This is a genomic window from Arthrobacter arnarulunnguaqae (assembly GCF_051262515.1).
Lineage (GTDB): Bacteria > Actinomycetota > Actinomycetes > Actinomycetales > Micrococcaceae > Arthrobacter_N.
In genome coordinates, this window is sequence record NZ_JBIMER010000021.1 from 18,375 (window position 1) to 39,239 (window position 20,865).

General features: G+C 71.4%; 20 protein-coding genes and 1 riboswitch. Of the genes, 8 read left to right on the plus strand and 12 right to left on the minus strand.

Annotated features, from left to right (window positions below; genetic code table 11):
- Window positions 1–2: 2 nt before the first annotated feature.
- Together ACHAAJ_RS14130 and serS are read right to left on the minus strand one after the other, a co-directional pair.
- The gene (locus ACHAAJ_RS14130; RefSeq protein WP_435728845.1) at window positions 3–839 is read right to left on the minus strand and encodes an HAD family hydrolase; all 837 of its coding nucleotides are present in this window, start codon (window positions 837–839) and stop codon (window positions 3–5) included.
- A gap of 129 nt (window positions 840–968) precedes the next feature.
- Window positions 969–2,255, minus strand: coding sequence for a serine--tRNA ligase (serS, locus tag ACHAAJ_RS14135; protein WP_435728846.1), 1,287 nt, complete (start codon window positions 2,253–2,255; stop codon window positions 969–971).
- 38 nt (window positions 2,256–2,293) lie between these two features.
- On the opposite strand from serS, the gene ACHAAJ_RS14140 reads away from it, so the two are divergent.
- Entirely contained in the window at window positions 2,294–3,349 is a 1,056-nt protein-coding gene (locus ACHAAJ_RS14140) for a diacylglycerol/lipid kinase family protein (protein WP_435728848.1), read from the plus strand.
- Between the two features lie 24 nt (window positions 3,350–3,373).
- On the opposite strand, the gene pheA is transcribed toward ACHAAJ_RS14140, so the two are convergent.
- Together pheA and ACHAAJ_RS14150 are read right to left on the minus strand one after the other, a co-directional pair.
- Complete coding sequence (pheA, locus tag ACHAAJ_RS14145; protein WP_435728850.1) at window positions 3,374–4,315, minus strand: prephenate dehydratase; 942 nt, start codon at window positions 4,313–4,315, stop codon at window positions 3,374–3,376.
- Window positions 4,312–4,638, minus strand: a complete 327-nt coding sequence (locus ACHAAJ_RS14150) for a rhodanese-like domain-containing protein (RefSeq protein ID WP_435728852.1) — start codon at window positions 4,636–4,638, stop codon at window positions 4,312–4,314. The genes pheA and ACHAAJ_RS14150 overlap by 4 nt, the downstream gene beginning before the upstream one ends.
- 112 nt (window positions 4,639–4,750) lie before the next feature.
- On the opposite strand from ACHAAJ_RS14150, the gene ACHAAJ_RS14155 reads away from it, so the two are divergent.
- The gene (locus ACHAAJ_RS14155) at window positions 4,751–6,151 is read left to right on the plus strand and encodes an amidase (protein ID WP_435728853.1); all 1,401 of its coding nucleotides are present in this window, start codon (window positions 4,751–4,753) and stop codon (window positions 6,149–6,151) included.
- Here ACHAAJ_RS14155 and ACHAAJ_RS14160 read toward each other — a convergent pair.
- Entirely contained in the window at window positions 6,144–6,551 is a 408-nt protein-coding gene (locus tag ACHAAJ_RS14160; protein WP_435728855.1) for a DUF4190 domain-containing protein, read from the minus strand. The two genes, ACHAAJ_RS14155 and ACHAAJ_RS14160, sit on opposite strands and share 8 nt — an antisense overlap.
- A gap of 107 nt (window positions 6,552–6,658) precedes the next feature.
- On the opposite strand from ACHAAJ_RS14160, the gene pgm reads away from it, so the two are divergent.
- On the plus strand, window positions 6,659–8,305 hold the full coding sequence (pgm, locus tag ACHAAJ_RS14165) for a phosphoglucomutase (alpha-D-glucose-1,6-bisphosphate-dependent) (RefSeq protein WP_435728857.1): 1,647 nt from the start codon (window positions 6,659–6,661) through the stop codon (window positions 8,303–8,305).
- 99 nt (window positions 8,306–8,404) lie between these two features.
- On the opposite strand, the gene ACHAAJ_RS14170 is transcribed toward pgm, so the two are convergent.
- Window positions 8,405–8,959 carry an NAD(P)H-dependent oxidoreductase gene (locus ACHAAJ_RS14170; RefSeq protein WP_435728858.1) on the minus strand — a complete coding sequence of 185 codons (555 nt, stop codon included), beginning with the start codon at window positions 8,957–8,959 and terminating at the stop codon, window positions 8,405–8,407.
- 124 nt (window positions 8,960–9,083) lie between these two features.
- A complete protein-coding gene (locus ACHAAJ_RS14175; protein ID WP_435728859.1) occupies window positions 9,084–10,547 on the minus strand; it encodes an aldehyde dehydrogenase family protein in 1,464 nt (487 codons plus the stop codon).
- Window positions 10,548–10,620: 73 nt separating this feature from the next.
- A riboswitch (TPP riboswitch) is annotated at window positions 10,621–10,714 on the plus strand.
- Here ACHAAJ_RS14175 and thiM point away from each other — a divergent pair.
- From thiM to ACHAAJ_RS14200, 5 genes are all read left to right on the plus strand, one after another.
- Window positions 10,706–11,536 (plus strand): hydroxyethylthiazole kinase, encoded by an 831-nt coding sequence (thiM, locus tag ACHAAJ_RS14180; protein ID WP_435728860.1) that lies wholly within the window; start codon window positions 10,706–10,708, stop codon window positions 11,534–11,536. It overlaps the preceding riboswitch by 9 nt.
- Entirely contained in the window at window positions 11,533–12,216 is a 684-nt protein-coding gene (gene thiE, locus ACHAAJ_RS14185; protein WP_435728862.1) for a thiamine phosphate synthase, read from the plus strand. Before thiM ends, thiE begins: the two co-directional genes overlap by 4 nt.
- Entirely contained in the window at window positions 12,213–13,835 is a 1,623-nt protein-coding gene (locus tag ACHAAJ_RS14190) for a bifunctional hydroxymethylpyrimidine kinase/phosphomethylpyrimidine kinase (protein ID WP_435728864.1), read from the plus strand. Before thiE ends, ACHAAJ_RS14190 begins: the two co-directional genes overlap by 4 nt.
- 45 nt (window positions 13,836–13,880) lie before the next feature.
- A complete protein-coding gene (locus ACHAAJ_RS14195; RefSeq protein ID WP_435728865.1) occupies window positions 13,881–15,197 on the plus strand; it encodes a uracil-xanthine permease family protein in 1,317 nt (438 codons plus the stop codon).
- 30 nt (window positions 15,198–15,227) lie between these two features.
- Window positions 15,228–16,226, plus strand: a complete 999-nt coding sequence (locus ACHAAJ_RS14200; protein ID WP_435728867.1) for an aminoglycoside phosphotransferase family protein — start codon at window positions 15,228–15,230, stop codon at window positions 16,224–16,226.
- On the opposite strand, the gene ACHAAJ_RS14205 is transcribed toward ACHAAJ_RS14200, so the two are convergent.
- The 5 genes from ACHAAJ_RS14205 to ACHAAJ_RS14225 form a co-directional block, all read right to left on the minus strand.
- Window positions 16,223–17,065: a glycerophosphodiester phosphodiesterase family protein gene (locus ACHAAJ_RS14205; RefSeq protein WP_435728868.1), complete on the minus strand. Its 843-nt coding sequence runs from the start codon at window positions 17,063–17,065 to the stop codon at window positions 16,223–16,225. The genes ACHAAJ_RS14200 and ACHAAJ_RS14205 overlap by 4 nt on opposite strands.
- 25 nt (window positions 17,066–17,090) lie before the next feature.
- Window positions 17,091–17,888 carry an HAD family hydrolase gene (locus ACHAAJ_RS14210; RefSeq protein ID WP_435728869.1) on the minus strand — a complete coding sequence of 266 codons (798 nt, stop codon included), beginning with the start codon at window positions 17,886–17,888 and terminating at the stop codon, window positions 17,091–17,093.
- A gap of 18 nt (window positions 17,889–17,906) precedes the next feature.
- On the minus strand, window positions 17,907–18,821 hold the full coding sequence (locus ACHAAJ_RS14215; RefSeq protein ID WP_435728871.1) for a carbohydrate kinase family protein: 915 nt from the start codon (window positions 18,819–18,821) through the stop codon (window positions 17,907–17,909).
- A 100-nt stretch (window positions 18,822–18,921) separates the two neighbouring features.
- Window positions 18,922–19,743: an alpha/beta hydrolase family protein gene (locus tag ACHAAJ_RS14220; protein ID WP_435728872.1), complete on the minus strand. Its 822-nt coding sequence runs from the start codon at window positions 19,741–19,743 to the stop codon at window positions 18,922–18,924.
- A 4-nt stretch (window positions 19,744–19,747) separates the two neighbouring features.
- Complete coding sequence (locus ACHAAJ_RS14225; RefSeq protein ID WP_435728874.1) at window positions 19,748–20,554, minus strand: enoyl-CoA hydratase/isomerase family protein; 807 nt, start codon at window positions 20,552–20,554, stop codon at window positions 19,748–19,750.
- Between the last annotated feature and the right edge of the window lie 311 nt (window positions 20,555–20,865).

The following is a 20,865-nucleotide window of genomic DNA, read 5'->3' on the forward strand; positions in this document are numbered from 1 at the left end:
GATTAGAGCAGGCTCCGCAGGACGGCCTCCAGGCCGTCGTCATCCACGCCCGCGGCGATTTCGTCGGCCGCCGCCTTGACCTCGTCGGGGGCCTGGCCCATCGCGACGCCGCGGCCCGCCCACGCGAGCATTTCGATGTCGTTCCGCCCGTCGCCGACGGCCACGGTGTCTTCGGGGGCGATGCCCAGGCTCTCGCGCAGCACCTCGATGCCGCTGGCCTTGTTGACCCCGTCCGCCGCGATGTCCAGCCACGCCGTCCAGCCGACCGAGTAGGTCACGCCGTGCAGCCCGATGGCTTCGACCGCCTCGCCGAACTCCTCCGCGGTCGAGTCCGTGGAGAACACCACGAGCCGGACGGCCGTCGCTGCCAGCAGGTCCTCAAAGGGCACGCCCGTCGCCACCACCCCGAAGCTCGCGTCCTGGAAACGCTCCGTGGACAGGAAATTCCCCGCGTTGTCCTCCAGAGCGTACTTGGCCGCCGGAAGGGCCTCGCGCAGGGCCATCAAAGCCGGAGCCGGGTCGAAGGTCTTGCGGTCGATCACCTCGAAGCGGTCCTCGAGCGTGGGGTCCAGGCGCACGGTGACGCCTCCGTTGCAGCACACGGCGTACCCCGTGTGGATGTCGAGCAGCTCGAGGATCGGCAGCGTGGCCCCCAGGGAGCGTCCGGTGGAGACGACCACCTCGTGGCCGGCATCGACGACGGCGCGCGCCGCGGTCCGCACCGCCTGGGACATGTGTCCCTCGTGGTTCACGAGGGTGCCGTCGACGTCGAGGCAGACCATCTTCTTGTTTTGGGTTTCGAACCGGTCTTCGGTGCCGGTGTTCATCGCGAGTGTCATTAACCCAGTGAACCACTCCACCCCGTCAAAGCGACATAACGCGCATCACGCGGGAGGTGAACTGCCCGTGAATATCCACAGGAAACCCACAATGTGGGTATCCGCGGCGTCGCGGCCCCGCCCGACGGGTCAAACGAGCGGCAGGACCTCCATGCCGCCCAGGTAGGGGCGGAGCGCGGCGGGCACGTTGACGGTCCCGTCCGCGTTCTGGTGGTGCTCGAGGATCGCCACGATCCACCGGGTGGTGGCGAGCGTCCCGTTCAGCGTCGCGACCGGGCGCGTGCGCCCCGGCTTGCCCTCGGCGTCGAACTCGCGCTCGCGGATGTTGAGGCGGCGCGCCTGGAACGTGGTGCAGTTCGACGTCGACGTCAGCTCGCGGTAGGCGTCCTGCGTGGGGACCCACGCCTCGCAGTCGAACTTCCGCGCGGCGCTCATGCCCAGGTCGCCAGCGGCCGTGTCGATGACCCGGTACGGGAGCTCGACCTTGGCCAGCATCTCCTCTTCCCAGGCCAGCAGCCGCCCGTGCTCGGCCGCCGCGTCCTCCTGGGAGCAGTAGACGAACATCTCCAGCTTGTTGAACTGGTGCACGCGGATGATGCCGCGGGTGTCCTTGCCCGCGGAGCCGGCCTCGCGGCGGTAGCAGGAGCTCCAGCCGGCATAGCGCGTGGGCCCGGCGGCCAGGTCGATGATCTCGTCGGCATGGTACCCGGCGAGGGCCACCTCCGAGGTGCCCGTGAGATACAGGTTGTCCCGCTCGAGACGGTAGATCTCGTCGTCGTGCGCCACGTCGAAGCCCGTGCCCTGCATGGTCTCCGGACGCACCAGGGTGGGCGTGATCATCGGGATGAAGCCGTTGGAGACGGCCTGGTCCAGCGCCATGTTCATCAGCGCGATCTCCAGGCGGGCGCCGACGCCGCGCAGGAAGTAGAAGCGGGACCCGGAGACCTTCGCGCCGCGCTCCATGTCGATGGCGCCCAGCAGCTCCCCCAGCTCCAGGTGGTCGCGCGGCTCGAAGCCCTCGGCGGCGAAGTCGCGCGGAATCCCGACCGTCTTCACCACGGTGAAGTCGTCCTCGCCACCGGCGGGGGCGCCGTCCTGGATGAGGTTCGGGACCGAGCGCTGCAGGGACGTGAGTTCCTCCTGGGCGGCGTCCGAGGCGGCCTGGGCCGACTTGACGCGGGCCGAAAGCCCGCGCACCTCGGCCAGCAGCGCCTGCTTCTCCTCGCCCTTGGCCTGGGCCACGCGCTTCCCGAAGGCGTTCTGCTCGGCCCGGAGGTTCTCGTAGGAGGTGATCGATTCACGGCGCGCGGCGTCCGCTGACACGATGGCGTCGACCACCGATTCGTCGGCGCCGCGGAAGCGCTGGGAGGCGCGGAACTTGTCGGGATTCTCTGCGAGTTCTTTAACGTCGATCACCAGTACAGGGTACAGAAGGCGGCTAATGTGGGAGCACTATGACCCTAGAGATCCTCGTCCTCCTCCTCGTTGCCGCGACGCTCGTGATCGCCGGGACCAGCCTCTACTCCGTGCGCCGGCTCAAGGGCCGGATCAGCGAGATCGAGGACGCCCCCGCCATCGCCGGATCGATCGGCCACTCGGTGCCGCTGCAGAAGGTCGCGATGGTCGTCAATCCGTCCAAGTTGGGGGCCAGCGACGCGATCCTGGCCGTCAAGGCCGCCTGCGCCGGCGTCGGGTTCTCCGAACCGCTCATTCTGGAGACCACCGTGGAGGACCCGGGCCACGCGATGACCGTCGAGGCGCTGGAGAAGGGCTGCACGCTGGTGATCGCCGCGGGCGGCGACGGAACGGTCCGCGAGGTCGCCGAGGTCCTCGCTGGCACCGGGGCCACGATGGCGCTCCTGCCCCTGGGCACGGGGAACCTGCTGGCCCGGAACCTGGACTTCAACGTCGAGGACATGGACAACGCCCTGCGCGTCGCCCTGCACGGGCGGTCCCGTTCGATCGACGCCGTGCGGATCGTGCTGGAGCGCACGGACGGAAGCACCGGTGAGAACGTCTTCCTGGTGATGGCGGGGATCGGATTCGACGCCGACATGATGAGCGACACGAACGACGACCTCAAGGCCAAGGTCGGCCCCCTGGCCTACGCCGAGGCGGGCATGCGGCACCTGCCCGGCCAGCGCCGCAACGTCACCATTTCCATCGACGACGGCCCGGAGCAGACGCGCAAGATCCGCTCGGTCATCGTCGCGAACTGCGGCAAGCTGCAGGGCGGCCTGGACCTGGTTCCCGACGCCGTGGTCGACGACGGGAAACTGGACCTCGTGGTGATGAGCCCGCGCTCCGTCGTCGGATGGGTGTGGATCGCGGCGAAAACCGCGCTCCGGCACCGCCGCGGGATCCCGGTGATCGACTACTACCAGGCCCGCAAGGTCCGCATCTCGGCCGCGGACCCCATCAGTTCACAGCTCGACGGCGACACCACCGGAGACGTCACCGCGCTGACCGTCGAGGTGCTCCCGAAGGCCCTGAGCATCCGGGTGCCCTAGCGGCATCGGCGGCCGGGTCCGGAGCTATTCGGGCAGCCGCGACCGCAGCGCGTCGACCCAGTCGCGCGCCTGCGCGAACGCCCCGTCCGTGTTGTGCCGCGCCACCGAGGGGCGCGAGACGGCGGCCTCCGGCTGGGCGCTCGGATAGGACCCGAGGTAGCGGATCGCCGGACTGATGCGGTGCAGTCCCGCGAGGGCGTCGGACATCCGGGCCTCGTCGATGTGCCCGTCCGCGTCCACGGAGAAGAAGTAGGACCCCAGCCCCGCGCCGGTGGGGCGGGACTCGATCCGGCTGAGGTTCACGCCGCGCGCCGCGAACTGCTCGAGGATGCCCATCAGCGCACCCGGGTGGTCCTCCGGCAGCGGGATCACCACCGTGGTCTTGTCCGATCCCGTGGGCGCCGGCAACGCGCCCGGCCGGCGGACCAGCACGAAGCGCGTGACCGCGTCCCGGTTGTCCTCGACCCCCGACCGCAGGACCTTCAGCGGATTCTGGCGGGCGACCAGCGGCGAGCAGATCGCGGCGTCGTACCCGTGGCCCGGTTCCAGCAGCGCCAGGGCGCCGGCCGCCGTCGACGATGCCGGGACGAACTCCGCCTTGGGCATGTTCGCGCCCGCCCAGTTGCGGCACTGGGCCCAGGCGTGCCCGTGGGTCGCGACCGTGCGGATTTCCTCGAGCGAGTCGATGCCTTCGCGCACCACGAGGTCGAACGTGATCGGCACCAGGACCTCGCCGACGATCTGCAGCGCGACGCCGGTCGCGATGGCGTCCAGCGTGGCGGACACCCCGCCCTCCACCGAGTTCTCGATCGGCACCATGGCTGCGTCGGCGGCCCCGGAGCGCACGTTCTCCAGCGCGGCGTTCACGCTCGACGCCGGCACGCGCTCGGCGCCGTCGGCGCCGGGGACCTGCAGGAGCGCTGACTCCGTGAAGGTTCCGGACGGCCCCAGGTACGTGTAGATCATCGGACGTTGGGCTCCTGCCCGTTGTCGCTCTCCATCGGAAGCCCGGCCTCCAGCCACGCCCCGGAGCCGCCGGCGATGTTGAAGGCGGTGTACCCCTGACCCACGAGGAACGCCGCGACCTGCGCCGAACGGCCGCCGGTGCGGCAGATCACGTAGGTGTCCTCGTCGGGATCCAACTCGTCCAGCCGCGTGGGGATCTCCGCCATCGGAATGTGGAGCGCGCCCTTGGCGTGGCCCTCGACCCACTCGTAGTCCTCGCGCACGTCCAACACGGCGGCGCCCTCGGGAATCTGGTTGACCTCGACGGTCTCGAACTCGCTCATTTTCATCCTTTCGGTGGGATCCTCCCCAACCACCCCAGCCTATAGTGGGGGAAACGGCCGGAACTCAACATGAAGGGGTCCGATCAGCCCACGCGGCGGGCACCGGTAGACCATGGATCCATACCCACACCCCCACACCGCGCTCGAGTTGCGCGGCCTGCTCGCCTCCGGCGCCCTGTCCGCCCGCGAGGCCGCCGAGCACTACCTCGCGCGGATCGCCGAGCTCAACCCCCGCCTCGGCAGCTTCACGACCGTCACCGGCGAGCGCGCGCTCCGGGACGCGGACCGGGCCGACGCCGCCCTCGCTGCCGCCCGGCGCGACGGGGCCGAAACGCCGCCGCTGCTCGGCATGCCGCTCGCTTGGAAGGACCTCTGGGAGGTCGCCGGGGTCCCCACCACCTACGGGACCGCCGCACTCCCCCACGTCCCCGCGGAGACCGACCATCCGCTGGTGTCCCGGGTGCACGCCGACGGCGCCCTGAGCCTGGGAAAAACGCAGATTCCGGAGTTCGGGCTCAACTGCTACTCGGAAAACCGCATCGCCCCTCCGGCGCGCAATCCGCTGGATCCGCGCCTGTCGCCGGGCGGTTCCTCCGGCGGGAGCGCGGCCGCCGTCGCCGCCGGAATGTTGCCCTTCGCCCCCGGGAACGACGGCGGCGGTTCGGTTCGCATCCCGGCCGCCGCGTGTGGCCTGGTGGGCCTGAAACCGGGCCTGGGCACGGTTCCGGCGGACCTGGCCAACGGCTCCGTCGACGCCTGGGGCGCGCCGCGGTTCGTCGCCTCGGGGCCGATCGCGCGCAACGCCGCGGACGCGGGCCTGCTCCTGGACTCCATGGTCGGGGGCACGGACGGCGCGTTCCTGGCCGCGGCGCTCGCGGCCGATCCGGGCGGCGGGCGTGCGCTGCGCATCGGAGTCTCCACGCACTCGCCCTTCGCGTCGCACTACGAGATCGCGCTCTCCCCGGCGGCCGCGGCGGCGCTGGATGCCGGCGTCGTGCTGTTGGAACGGGCCGGCCACCACGTGGAGGAGGCGGAGATCCGCTACGACAACCGCTATGCGCCGGCGTTCCAGGCCATCTGGACCGCGGGGCTGGCCGAGGCGCGGATCCCGCGGGCCGGCGAGCCGCACCTGACGCGGTTTACGCGCTCCTTCCGCGATCGGGCGATCGCGCGCCCCGACGCTCAGAAGGCGTCCGCCGCGCGCATCCTGCGCCGCATCGCCGAGGACTCGCGCGCGCAATGGGGACGGTACGACGCCGTGCTGACGCCGGCCCTGGCGCAGACGCCCCGCCCGATCGGCCACTACAACTCGCATCCCCCGGACGACGACTACCGCCTGCAGTGCCAGTACACGCCGTTCACGTCGATCGTGAATGTGGCCGGCGTGCCGGCCATCGTCCTGCCCACGCTGTCCACCGGGGCGGGACTGTCGATGGGGGTGCAGCTGATCGGCCGCGCCGGCGCCGAGGCCGGGCTGCTGGGACTGGCGGCGCAGCTCGAAGCGGCTAGGTGAAGTCCCCGGACATGGCGGACATGACCGGCAGGAAGAGCACGAGCAGCAGCAGGAGCACGAGCCCCAGGACCACGACGAGGTAGCCGAGGACCAGCCCGGCGATCGCCATGCCGCGGCCCTCGGGCTCCCGGCGCAGGGCGATGTGCCCGACGACGATCGCGCCGATCTGCGGAAGGAGGAGGAACCCGCCGGTTACGAGCCCAACGATGCCCAACACCAGCGCGACGATGCTCAGCGTCTTCGGTTCCGCGGCCGGATACGCGCCGGGGTAGACGCCGGGATGGGCCTGCTGCTGCGGCGCCTGGGCGGCGTACGGATTCTGCGGCGCGGGACCTCCCGGTTCCGAGTACCAGGAGGGGTGGCTCGGATCGTTGAACGGCCGTTGTTGCTCGTTGCCCATGGTCCCCGCGTCCTCGCTGTTCGTCCCCGCTGTACGAACCCATTCTAGGATGGCGAAATGTTCCCGCACACCTCCGACTTCGGCGGCGAATCTGTAAAGCTGTACCCATGGCGAACCGAGCGGGCACAGTAGCCCTCCCCCAGGACCTGATCGACGTCGATGCGGTGCGCGGCGCGTACTTCGACATCATTCCGGATCCGTCCGATCCCGTGCAGCGCGTCGCCTTCGGCACGTCGGGACACCGCGGAAAATCCCTGAACGGCTCGTTCAACGAGAACCACATCGCGGCCATAACCCAGGCGATCGTGGAATACCGGACCGGCCAGGGCATCACCGGCCCGATCTTCGTCGGCAAGGACACCCACGCGCTCTCGGACCCGGCGCAGGACACCGCCCTGGAGGTGTTGGCGGCCAACGGCGTCCGGGTCCTCTTGGACGCGCGCGACGCCTGGACCCCGACGCCGGCGCTAAGCCACGCGATCCTGGCCCACAACCGCGACGGCGGCGCCGCACGGGCCGACGGCATCGTCATCACCCCCTCCCACAACCCGCCCAGCGACGGCGGCTTCAAGTACAACCCGCCGCACGGAGGACCCGCCGACTCCGACGCCACGGGCTGGATCGCAAGCCGCGCCAACGAACTGCTCGAGGCCGGCCTCAAGGGCGTCAAGCGCATCCCGCTGGCGCGGGCCAAGGCCGCCGAATCGGTCGGGACCTTCGATTTCCTCGCCGGCTACGTCGACGACCTGCCCTCGGTGCTGGACATCGACGCCATCCGCAACGCCGGCGTGCGCATCGGCGCGGACCCGATGGGCGGCGCCTCCGTGGACTACTGGGCCGCCATCGCCGAGCGCCACCGCCTGGACCTGACCGTGGTCAACCCCGAGGTGGATCCCCGCTTTGCGTTCATGACCTTGGACTGGGACGGGAAGATCCGCATGGACTGCTCCTCGCCCTCGGCCATGGCCTCGCTGATCGGCAAGGTGCGCGACGGCGGGGACCTGTACGACATCGCGACCGGCAACGACGCCGATGCGGACCGCCACGGCATCGTCACCCCGGACGCCGGCCTGATGAACCCCAACCACTACCTCGCCGTGGCCATCGACTACCTCTACCGCAACCGACCGCAGTGGCCCTCCGGCGCCGGTGTCGGCAAGACGCTGGTGAGCTCGTCGATGATCGACCGGGTCGCCGCATCGCTCGGACGCGAGCTGGTGGAGGTGCCCGTCGGCTTCAAGTGGTTCGTGCCGGGCCTGCTGGACGGAACCGGCGTGTTCGGCGGCGAGGAGTCGGCCGGGGCCAGCTTCGTGCGCTTCGACGGCACCCCCTGGACCACGGACAAGGACGGCATCCTGCTGGCCCTGCTCGCGTCCGAGATCCAGGCCGTCACCGGCAAGTCCCCCAGCCAGCGGTACGGCGAACTGACCGCGGAGTTCGGCGCGCCGTCGTACGCCCGGATCGACGCCGCCGCGACCCGCGAGCAGAAGGCCGCGCTGGGCAAACTGTCGGCCTCGGACGTCACCGCGACGACGCTCGCGGGGGAGGAGATCACCGCCAAGCTGACCGAGGCACCCGGCAACGGTGCGGCCATCGGCGGGCTGAAGGTGACCACCGAAAACGCCTGGTTCGCCGCCCGCCCCTCCGGGACCGAGGACGTCTACAAGATCTACGCGGAGTCCTTCCGGGGCGACGAGCACCTCGCGCAGGTCCAGGCCGAGGCGAAGAAGCTGGTCGACGGCGTGATCGCCTAGTCGCCCGGGAACCGGGCACAACGAAAAGGCCGGCCCCGTGGGGACCGGCCTTTTCCGCGCCGGCGGGCGCCGGCGTCGTGCTGGTTCTTTTCGGTCGCGCTAGTTCTTTTCGGCGGCGGCGCGGATGCCCTCGAGCACCGCGGCGACCTGGCCGGCGACCTCGGCGTCGTCCTTCGGGTGGGTCTCGGCGAAGCGGACCAGGGAACCCGGGATGGACAGCTTGACGTCCTCGAGGACGGTCGCGCCGGCGATGCCGACGGCCTTGCGGGCCTCGTCCTGCGCCCACACGCCGCCGAACTGGCCGAACGCGGTGCCGATGACGGCGGCCGGCTTGCCGGTCATGGCGCCGGCGCCGTACGGGCGGGACAGCCAGTCGATGGCGTTCTTCAGGACGGCCGGCATGGTGCCGTTGTACTCCGGGGAAACCAGCAGCATGGCGTCCGCGGCACCGGCGGCGGCGCGCAGCTCGGCCGCGGCGGCCGGAACCTGGCCCTCGATGTCGACGTCCTCGTTGTAGAACGGCAGGTTCTCGAGGCCCTCGAACACGTTGACCTCCACGCCCTCGGGCGCGTTGGCGGCGGTGGCCTCGGCCAGCTGACGGTTGGTGGATCCGTTGCGCAGCGAGCCGACGAGGGTCAGGACGGTGGTTGCCATGGGGATGCTCCTATTGGTTTGGGGAACCGGCGCGGGGGCCGATCGATCTTCCACAATATGCAACCGCATGCAATACCGGCCTGTTCCCGTCTCCGGCGTGACGCTCGACACCCCCGTGGCCGCGCTAGAGGATCCGGCGCAGCAGCCCCGCCTTCAGACGCCCGTACGGCGGGTACACGGCCCTGAGCGTATCGACCACGGCCGTCTTCGACAGAACGGACCGGAACTGGCTGAACGTCTCGAACCCCGCCCGCCCGTGGTAGCTCCCGTGCCCGGACGCCCCGACGCCTCCGAACGGGAGCGCGGGGATGGCCAGGTGCGCGTTGCAGACGTTGTGCCCGATCGCCCCGGCGCGCACCCGGTCCTCGAAGGCGGACTGCAGCCGGGGCTTCTCGCTGAACAGGTACGCCGCCAGCGGGGAGGGACGGGAGTTGATGAACCGCACCGCGTCGTCGAACGAGGCCACCCGCACGATCGGCAGGACCGGCCCGAAGATCTCCTCGGTCATGACCGGGGACGCCGGGTCGACGTCGGCCAGAATGGTCGGCTCGATGAACAGCGACTCCGCGTCCGAAACCCCGCCGCTCACGATGCGGCCCGCGCCGCCCGCGGCCGCCTCGATAAACCCGGCGAGCCGATCGAACGCGGGGCGGTTCACGATCCGCCCGTAGTCCCTACTTTTCGCGGGGTTGCGTCCGTAGAAGGACGCGATCGCCTTGGGGAGGTGCTTTTCCAGCCCGTCGGCGGCCGTCCCCACGGCCAGGACGTAGTCCGGGGCCACGCACGTCTGGCCCGCGTTCGGGAACTTGCCGAAGGTGATGCGGCGCGCGATCGCCGCGGGGTTGCCGTCCACGACGACGGCGGGGCTCTTGCCTCCCAGCTCGAGCGTGGTCGGCGTCAGGTGGCGGGCGGCCGCCTCGGCCACGATGCGGCCCACCCGCTCGCCTCCCGTGAAGAAGACATGGTCCCACCGCTGGGCCAGCAGCGCCTGGCTGGTCTCGACGCCGCCTTCCACGACGGCGACGGCGCGGGGGTCGAGGTACCGGGGAACCAGTCGCGCGATCAGCTCCGACGTCGCCGGCGCGAGCTCCGAGGGCTTGAGGACCACGCAGTTCCCGGCGGCCAGCGCGCCCACCAGCGGCGCGAACACCAGGTTGACCGGGTAGTTCCACGGACCGATGACCAGCACCAGGCCCAACGGCTGCGGCTCGACCTTGGCGGACGCCGGCTGGAACGCCAGCGGAACGCGGACGCCCTTGGCCTCCATCCACTCGGTGAGGTGGAGCTGCGCATGGTCGATCTCCCCGCGCACCAGATCCAATTCGGTCAGGTGCGCCTCGACGGCCGATTTGCCGAGGTCCGCGGCCAACGCCTCGAGGAACTCGCCCTCGTGGGCGTCGAGCATGCGCTCCAGTGCGCGCAGCTGCCCCGCACGGAACCTCCGGGGGTGGGCCAGGTGCGTGGACGCCGAGTCGCGGAGCCGGGTCACGGTCTCCGCGACGACGGGGACGGCCGGGACGGCCGATGACGCGTCCGCGACGGTGTCCGCGCGCGGCGGACGCGGCTTGGTGCGAGAAAAAAGACCCATGGTCATCAACCTAGCCGTTTCGGCATCCGCCCGAGCACGAGGGAGTTCACGGGCGGAACGCGGTAAGCTCGCCTGCAGTGACACGGGGTGTCCGCCAGGGACTGAGATCACACCCGTACACACCTGATCTAGTTCGTACTAGCGGAGGGATGTCGCCCATGGATTCCATTGCGCCTTCACACCTTGTTCCACCCGTCGTCTCGCCCGAATCGGCCGCGAACCACCTGGGGCGGCTGCGCGCCACCGCGCCGCTGGTCCAGTGCCTGACCAACACGGTCGTCGCGAACTTCACGGCCAATGTCCTCCTCGCAGCCGGCGCCGCCCCGGCCATGGTGGACGTTCCCGGCGAGGCCGCCGAGTTCGCCCGCCTCGCCTCCGGAGTCCTGGTCAACCTCGGGACCCCGCACCGCGAGCAGCGCGAGGCCATGCTCGAGGCCGCCCGCGCCGCGCACGAATCCGGCACGCCCTGGGTGCTGGATCCCGTGGCCGTGGGCGCGCTGGCCCTGCGCACCGGGTTCGCGGGCCTGCTCGTTGAGCTGCGCCCCGACGTCGTGCGCGGCAATGCCTCGGAGATCATGGCCCTCGCCGGCGTCGGCGCGGGGGGACGCGGCGTGGACGCGACGGACGATGTCGACGCGGCGCCCGGCGCGGCTGCCGCGCTGGCCCGCCGGACCGGCGGCGTGGTGGCAGTCTCCGGCGCGGTCGACCTGATCACGGACGGCGAGCGCACGGTGCGCGTGCACGGCGGCAGCCCGCTGCTCACGCGCGTCACGGGCGGAGGCTGCGCGCTGGGCGCCCTGGTCGCCGCGTTCGCCGCGGCCGCGGACGATCCATTCGCCGGCAGCGTCGCCGCGCACGCGTTCTTCTCGGTGGCCGCGGAGGCCGCGGCCGCCTCGGCGACGGGTCCGGGGAGCTTCGCCGTCGCATTTCTCGACGCACTGTCCTCCACGACGCCGGAGCAGCTTGCGGAACGGGCGGTGCTGCGATGAGCGCCGCGTTCGACCTCTCGCTCTACCTGGTGGCCAACGCGGGGAGCACCAACGGGCGCCCGCTGGCGGAGATCGTCGCCGCGGCGGTCGACGGAGGGGCGACGATCGTCCAGCTCCGGTGCAAGGACGTCCCGGCCCGCGCCTTCCTCGACGACGTCGTGGCCTGCTCCGAGCACACCGCGGGCCGCGCGGCGCTCGTCGTCAACGACCGCGTGGACGTGTACCTGGCCGCCCGTGAGGCCGGCGCCCGCGTCGACGGCGTGCACATCGGGCAGTCGGACCTGCCGGCGCCGCTGGTGCGCCGTTTGATCGGCCCGGACGCGATTCTCGGTCTCAGCTCGGGGAAGCTGCCCCAGCTGGAGGCCCTCGCGGCCATGCCCGCCGGCACGGTCTCCTACCTGGGGACAGGTGCGGTTCGGCCGACGCCGACGAAGAAGGACCACCCGGATCCAATCGGCTTCGGCGGGCTGGCGGAGTTCGTCGCCGCCGCGCCGCTGCCCTGCGTGGCCATCGGCGGGCTGGGCCACGGCGACGCGGGCGCGGTCGCCGTCGCGGGGGCGTCCGGCATGGCGGTGGTCCGGGCGGTCTGCGCGGCGGAGGACCCGGCCGCCGCCGCGCGATCGCTGCGCGCAGAATGGGAGGCGGCCTGCGCCGCGCGCCGATCGGGGGACCGCGCATGAGCGCCGTGCCCAACATCCTGTCCATCGCCGGGTCCGATCCCTCGGGCGGCGCCGGAATCCAGGCGGACCTGAAGTCGATCGCCGCGTGCGGAGGCTACGGAATGACCGCCATCACGGCGCTGACGGCGCAAAACACCCGCGGCGTCAGCGGCGTCCACATCCCCCCGGTGGATTTCCTGGCCGCCCAGCTGGCGGCGGTCGCGGAGGACATCCGGATCGACGCCGTCAAGATCGGCATGCTCGGCAACGCGGAAACCATCCGGACGGTGTCCACCTGGCTCCAATCCCTCCCCCCCACCACGCGAAGTGGACATTACCGGGGGTTAGTTAAGGGTGGTGATGTCCACTTCCGGGGGTTGGGGGAGGGGCGGCCGGTGGTGGTCTTGGATCCCGTCATGGTCGCCACCAGCGGGGACCGGCTCTTGGACGACGACGCCGGGGCCGCACTGCGCGCGCTGCTTCCCCTCGCGGACCTCGCCACGCCCAACCTCGCCGAGCTCGCCGAGCTGTCCGGCGCACCCCTGGCCGCCAGCTGGGAACGGGCACTCGAACAGGCCCGCTCCGTCGCGGCCGAGTTCGGGATCCTGGTCCTCGCCAAGGGCGGCCATCTGGCCGGCCACCCCGGCGGCTGCCCCGACGCGCTCGTGGACGCGGACGGCGTCGTACTGGAGGTCCTCGGGGAACGGGCGCCCACGCGCAACACCCACGGAACGGGCTGTTCGCTGTCCTCGGCGCTCGCCACGCTGTACCCGCGGACGGGCAACTGGCCGGACGCGCTGCGCCTGGCCAAGGCCTGGCTCGGTCAGGCGCTCGCGGCCGCTGACGCCCTCGACGTCGGATCCGGCGAGGGACACGGCCCCGTCAACCACTTCGCCGGGCTCTGGCAGGGCGGCGTTCCGCCGACCCCGGACGCCCTGCTCGGTTCCTGGTGGGAGGACATCGCCGGGATCCGGGCGGGCATCGACGACCTCGCGTTCATCCGCGGACTCAAGGACGGGACGCTGGGACAGGAGGACTTCGAGCACTACCTCGGGCAGGACGCGCTCTACCTGCGCACGTACGCCCAGGTGCTGTCCCGGGCGTCGGAGCTGGCGCCGAACGCCGAGGAACAGCGCTTCTGGGCCGCCTGCGCCACGGGCTGCCTCGAGGAGGAACTCGAGCTGCACCGCGCCCATCTCGGGTCCGCCGCCCCGCCGGACCCCACCGCGACCACCGCGGGCTACCTGAACCACCTCACTGCGTCCGGCCGGACGTACCCCGTCCTGGTCGCCGCGATCCTGCCGTGTTTCTGGCTCTACCAGGACGCCGGAACCCGGCTGGCCGCGGCGGCCCGGGACGGGCACCCCTACGCCGACTGGCTGGCCGCCTATTCCTCACCCGAGTTCGACGCCGCGACCCGCGACGCCATCGACCTGGTCCAGAAGGTCGCGCTGCGCTCCGGCGCCGACGAGTTGGCGGCCATGCGCCGCGCCTTCCACGAGTCGTCCCGGCACGAGTTGCTGTTCTTCGCGCAGACAGCGGCCGACGGCGATCCCGGGGGCTCCGGGCCCGAGCTCGCCGAGACCGTGCCGGCCCCAGGGCGCGGCACCGTCGGGCCGGCCGGGGCGCGCGCGGAGTAGGATTCCGGGGGGATCCCCCACCCAGCACCCTCTGCGGAAGGCACCATGAGCAACCCCCTCGGCTTCGGCTGGACCCTGCACGGCGACGGCAAGACCATCCGCCCCGGCACCGTCGTCGCCCCCGACGAGCGACTGAACTGGTTCCAGACCACGGGCATCGGCGTCCAGCACGTGATGGCCATGTTCGGCGCCACCGTCCTGGTGCCCACCATCACCGGTTTCCCGGTCACCACCACGCTCCTGTTCTCCGGCATCGGAACCCTGCTGTTCCTGATCGTCACCGCCGGCCGAGTGCCCAGCTACCTGGGATCATCGTTCGCGTTCCTCGCGCCGGTCGCGGCCGCCATGGGAGCGCACGGCATGGGCGGCGCACTGGGCGGGATCGTCCTCGCCGGCGTCGCGCTGTTCCTAGTGGGCCTGGTGGTGCAGAAGGCGGGCGCCGGCTGGATCCACGCCATGATGCCGCCCGTGGTGATGGGCACGATCGTCGCGCTGATCGGCCTGAACCTCGCCACCACGACGACGGCGGCCATGGAGGAGGTGCCGCTGACCACCTTCACCACCGTGGCCGCGATCGTCCTGTCCGCCGTAATGTTTAGGGGCCTGCTGGGGCGGCTGTCGATCCTCGTGGGCATCGTCGTCGGCTACCTCGTGGCCCTCGCCCAGGGGCAGGTGACGTTCGCGCCGGTGGGCGAGGCCGGCTGGCTCGGGCTGCCGCCGTTCGCCGTTCCGTCCTTCCACTTCGACGTGCTCGCCCTGTTTCTGCCGGTCGTCTTCGTGCTGGTGGCGGAGAACATCGGCCATGTGAAGACGGTGGGCCTGATGACCGGACGGAACCTCGACGGGGTCAACGGCCGCGCGCTCATGGCCGACGGCGCCGCGACGGTCCTCGCCGGGTTCGGCGGCGGTTCGGGCACCACGACCTACGCGGAGAACATCGGCGTCATGGCGTCCTCGCGCGTGTATTCGACCGCCGCGTACTGGGTGGCCGGAACCGTCGCCATCCTGGTGGCGTTCCTGCCCAAGTTCGGTGCGGTCATCAACACCATCCCGGCGGGCGTCAGCGGCGGCGCGGGGATTGTGCTGTACGGCATGATCGGCATCATCGGCGCCCGGCTCTGGGTCCAGAACCACGTCAACTTCTCCAACCCGATCAACCTGATGACCGCCGGCGCGGGCCTGATCATCGCGATCGCCAACCCCACGCTCGCCGTCGGCGGCATGCAGTTCGGCGGGATCGCGCTGGGAACGGCCGCGACGCTGGCAATTTACCACGCCATGGGAACCATCGCCCGGGCCCGCGGGACCGAGCCGACGGACGCGCCGGAGGACGAGGGCGCCGAACCCAGCAAACTCGGCTGAGCGGCCGGCCGCCCCCGGTAGGATGGCGGGGTGGCGGACTGGAACGAGGAGTGGGAAACGGAGCACTGGCGGGCCGAGGCCCGCGAGTGGATCTCCCTGGTGCTCGATTCGTACTCGCTGCGCGCCACGGGACCGGCGGACCAGGGATCGATCGATCTGTGGTCCACCCGGATCACCGTGCCGACGGACCACGGCACCCTGTACTTCAAAGCGAACAACCCCGGCCAGTTCGCCGAGGTCACCGTGACCTCCACCGCCGCGAACCTGGCACCGGACCAGCTCGTGATGCCGCTGGCGATCGAACCGGTGCGTGGTTGGATGATCTCCCCGGACTACGGCGAGACGCTCCTGTCCGTCCCCACCACGGACTACCAGTTGTGGGGCCGGATCGTGCGGGACTTCGCGCGGCTGCAGCAGGACCTCGTTCCGTTCGGCGACACGCTCTTCGACGCCGGACTCCTCCAGCTCGACCCCGCCGGGCTCCCCGGCTACATCGACGGCCAGTTGATGCTGCACGCGTCCATGCCGCCGGACCACCCGCTGCACCTCCCGGCCCGCGACGCCGAGTACCTCAACGCGCGGCTCGGCGACATCGGAGACATGACCGCGTTCCTGGCCTCCGGCCCCGTGCCACTGACCCTGGACCACAACGACCTGCACCGGGGCAACGCCTTCCTCCCGGTCACCCCTGACGAACCGCTGCGGTTCATCGACCTCGCGGACGCCTACTGGGCCCACCCCTTCTCCTGCCTCGGCGTGCCCATCCGCGTGATGTGCGAGGAACTGCGCGCCACGCCCGACGATCCGCGGATCCGCCGCGTGGTCACGGCCTACCTCGAGCAGTGGCGGGAATACGGGACGGTGGAGGAGCTGCGCCCGTACGTCGAGCCCGCGTTGCGCGCGGGAAAGATGCAGTCGCACGGGACCTGGATGCGGATCCTCGCGGGGGCGTCGGAGGCCGACGTCGAACGGCACGCGCACCAGGTCCTGCGCCCGCTCGCCGAGCTCGCCGAACCGGTCCTCGGCTAGCTTGGCGGACGGCTGGGTCCGGCCCCCGCGCCGTACTGCGGCCACTGGCCCCGCTCGGCCATGACCTCCGCCAGCAGGTCCGCGCGGTCCGCCATCAACCCGTCCACGCCCATGTCCAGGAGCCGGCGCATGTCCCCGGGATCGTCCACGACCCACACGTGGACGTGCAGGCCGGCCGCGTGGGCCCGCCGGACGAACGCGGGTGTCACGACACGAAGCGGCCCGTGCCGTTCCGGCACCTGCAGCGCGGCGATGCTGCGCAGCCTTCGGCGGAGCAGACGCGACAGCCCCACGGGCCCGAGCAGGGTCACCAGCGCCACGGTGGCCAATCCGCCGCTGGCCGCGACCGGCTCGCCCAGGGCGGCCGTCAACTGCCGCCGCCGCGCGTCGGAGAACGAGGCGAGCATGACCCGCGCGTGGGCCCCGTGGTCCTCGATGATCCGGGCCACGGGCACGACGCCGGCGCGGTCCTTGACGTCGACGTTCAGCCGGATGTCCGGCCACTCGCCCAGCAACTCCTCGAAGGTGGGGATCGGTTCGCGCCCCGCGACGCGGACCCCGCGCAGTTCGGCCAGGGTGCGGTCGGCGACGCGTCCGGTTCCGTCCGTGGTGCGGTCCAGTTCCTCGTCGTGGAAGACCATCGGGACGCCGTCGCGGGTCGTGCGCACGTCCAGCTCGAGGTAGCCGAAGCCCAGTTCGACGGCGGCGCGGAACGCCGCCATGGTGTTCTCCTCGCCGTTGGGCGCGTACCCGCGGTGGGCGAACGCGAGCGGCCAGCCGCGCGGGGCATCCCCGCCGGAGACCTGCAGATACGGGACGCCGCCCCCATGCGTGCTCACGGTCCCGACTCTACCGGCCGGAGCGTCAGCGCAGGAGCCCCTCGATGACGCGCGCCACGCCGTCGTTCTCCAGGGTCTCGGCGACCGAATGGGCCGCCGCCTTCGCCAGGGGGTGCCCCGATCCCATGGCGTAGCCGCGACCCGCCCAGGCGAGCATTTCGACGTCGTTCGGCATGTCCCCGAAGGCGACGACGTCGGCCGCGCCCAGCCCCAGCGCGGCGGCGTAGACCTCCAGCGACGCCGCCTTGTTGACGTCCCGTCGGGCCATCTCCAGAAGGGCGACGTTCGGCGCGGAGTGCGTCACGGACACCAGGTGCCCGATCGCCGGGTGGACGGCCTCGAGGAACTCCTCGGCGGTGTACTCGCGCGACTTGGCGAGGAACTTCACCACGCCCTCCTCGCGAAGCCGGTCCATGGGGAACGCGCCGGGGACGACGCCGTCGAGCAATCGGGCCTCGGACGGCTCCACGAACCCGGGCTCCAGGTACAGGCTGCTAGTGGTCTCCGCGGCGAACCGCGCGCCAGGCTCCAGCTCGAGGATCAGGGCGCGGGTGTCCCGGACCAGCTCGCCGTCGACCGTTTTGGCGTCGAGGACGGTTTCCGCCTCGAGGTCGTAGACCAACGCCCCGTTCGAGCAGATGACCGTGCCCAGGTGCCCGAACGCATCCTGCACGGGACCCAGCCAGCGGAACGGGCGTCCGGTGACGAAGACGACCTCCACCCCGGCGTCGCGCGCGGCGCGGAAGGCGTCAACGGTCCTCGCGGAAATGGTGTTGTCCGGGTGGAGGATGGTCCCGTCGAGGTCGCAGGCGATCAGGCGCATAGAGGGCCGCCGGGCAGGCTAGCGGATCTCGTGGCGGAAGGGCGGATTGGCCCCGGCCCGCGAGACGGTGATGGCCGCGGCGCGGGCGGCGAAGGCGAGGATCTCCGCCAGCTGTCCGGCCGTGAGGGCGTGCAGGGCGTCGCGGCGGGACGCTCCGACCAGTTCGCGGTCCACCAGCGCGGAGACGAGCGCGGCCATGAACGAGTCCCCGGCGCCGACGCTGTCCACCACTTCCACGACGGGCGCGTCCGCCTTGGCCGGGCCTCCGGCGACGAGTCCCCAGGGTCCGCGGGATCCGTAGGTGGCGACCACCATCGCCGGCCCCAGCCCGAGCCAGGCCGCGGCGGTGTCCTCCACGCTGCGGCCCGGATACAGCCATTCGAGGTCGCTGTCGCTGGCGCGCACCACGTCGCTGAGCTGGACGAACCGCTCCACCTGCGCGACCGCGGCGGAGTGGTCCTCCACGAAGGTGGGGCGGATGTTCGGGTCGAAAGTGATGGTCGCGTGGGGGCGCGCGCGACGGACTGCCTCCAGGACGGTGGTGGCGCCGGGTTCCACCATGATGGCGATCGATCCGGTGTGCAGCAGTTGGGCGTCGTCGAGGGCGCGGTCGGAGACGGCGGCGAAGCCGGCCAGATCCCACACCAGGTCGAAGTCGTACGTGGCGGCGCCGACGGGGTCCAGGACGCCATGGGCGGTGCTCGTCGGGTGCGCGTCCGGCGGCAGGACCTCCTGGACCGAGTTGTCGCGCAGGTGTTCGTGGATCTTGCGGCCGTATTCGTCGTCCCCGTAGCGCCCGACGAACGTGACGGGGTGGCCGAGCCGGGCAAGGCCGACGGCCACGTTCATGGGGCTTCCACCCACGTAGCTTTGGGGTGCGGACATTCCTCCGGACAGGACGTCCACGAGGGTCTCACCTATGACTGTCAGCACAACTCAACCTCACCTCGGCGTTGACGCGGTGCACTCAATATACCGGTGCGCCACGACCATCCGACCAACGGAACCGTGCTTGTGCCGTGCGACATAGCCCTCAGTCCGTCCACGTCAGCCGCTCCAGCGCCCGAACGCAGGCCTCCCACGCGGCGCTCCAGGGGGTGATGGGGGCGAAATGGTCCCCGGGCATGGTCTCCAACCGCACCGGGTCGCCGGCGGCCGCCGCGGCGTCCGCGTAGGAGCGGGCCAGCGCCAAGGGCACGGCTTCGTCGTCGTCCCCGTGGAGGACGACCACCGGCACGCCGATCGGCAGCATCGCCACGGGGTCCGCCCACCGCCAGCGCTCCGGCTCCGCGGACGGATCCGCGCCCATGAGAAGCCGCGCCGCCCCGTGGCTCAGCCCGAGCCGCTCGGCGAGCGACATGTCCAGGACGCCGGCCTGGCTCACGACGCCGGCGATCGGCGTGGCGGGATTCGCGCCCGGCGCGCCCGCGGGCAGCGTGTGGCGTCCGGCCACCCAGACGCCCAAGTGGCCCCCGGCGGAGTGTCCGAGGACGACGACCGGGCCCGTTTCCCCGGCGACTCGCTCCATGACGGCCGGCAGCAGGTCCAGGCCGGCGGCGACGTCGTCGAAAGTGTGGGGCCACCCGCCGGCGTCGTTCCCGGCGCCGCCCGTCCTGCGGTACTCCAGGTTCCAGACCGCCCAACCGCGCGCCGCCAGGTCCGCGGCCAGGGGTCGCCCGAGTTCGGCTCCGTACGCGGCGCGCCAATAGCCGCCGTGCACCACCACCACGACGCCGGGGCGGGTGCGCCGGGCGGGCATCGTCAGTTCGGCGTACTGGCTGGGCGCGGGGCCGTAGCGGTGCGTCGTGGTGGCGGACGCGGCGGGCACGACGGCGGCTCCGCCGCCGTCTTCCATGGGGTTACCGCCCCGGGAAGTCCGGCATCTCCTTGGCGAGAAACGCTGCGCGCCCCACCCTGGAGTCCTCGGTGGTGAAGGCCGTGTGGAAGCTCAGCGCCTCGACGTCGAGCCCCTCCTTGACGGGTAGCCCGTAGGCCGCGCCCATGGCCGTCTTTGCGTTCGCGACGGCCGTGGGGGACTTCGCGGCGATCTCCGCGATGGTCGCCAGGGCAGCCTCGAGTAGTTCGGCGGGATCCGCGAAGACCGCGTTGGCCAGCCCGATCCTCAGCGCCTCGTCCGCCTTGATCCGGCGGCCGGTAAAAATCAGTTCCCGTGCCTGGCCCACCCCGACGCGCTGCTGCAGTCGCACGGAGCCTCCGAAGCCGGGCACGAGGCCGAGATTGACCTCGGGCTGGCCGAAGCTGGCGTTCGCGGAGGCGTAGATGAAGTCGCACGCCATGGCGAGTTCGCAACCACCGCCGAGCGCGAAGCCGTTGACCGCCGCGACGACGGGGACCGGGAGGGATTCCAGCCGCAGGGTGACCTCGTGCATGCGCCTGCCGTAGGCCTCGGCGGCCTCGGCATCCATCTCCGACATCTCGCGGATGTCCGCACCGGCGACGAAAGCCTTGCCCGCGCCCGTCAGCACGACGCCGCGGACCGGCCAGTCACCGTCGCGTCCAACGGATTGGAGGGTTCGCGTCAGGTCCAGCAGGTCGTCGACCATTTGTCCGGCGAGGGCGTTCATCGCCTCCGGACGGTCGAGCGTGACGACCAGCGCCGGTCCTTGGACCTCCGCGCGCAATGTCTCGTAAGTGCCCCAGTCCATATCTGCTCCTTCGTCGACGTCGTTTTGCCCAAGCATGCCAGATCCCTCGTGGGCCGAGGGGCGAGGCCGGGTTGGCGACCGCTGAGGTTGACTGCTGAGGTTGACGCCTGAGTGCTGGCGGCGATGTGTCGTCGTGTGGCGGGGGCCAGCCGATGACGCGGCTGACTCGTCTTCCACAGGTGCTGGAATGGGAATCTTTTCCTCGTTCGAAGGTTTGTTCCCATTTTGTCGGTGGTGGTCGGTAGCGTGGAGTCATGTCCAAGGAACAGCAGCCGACCCCGGAGCCGGACCCGCAGCGGGGTACCCGGCCA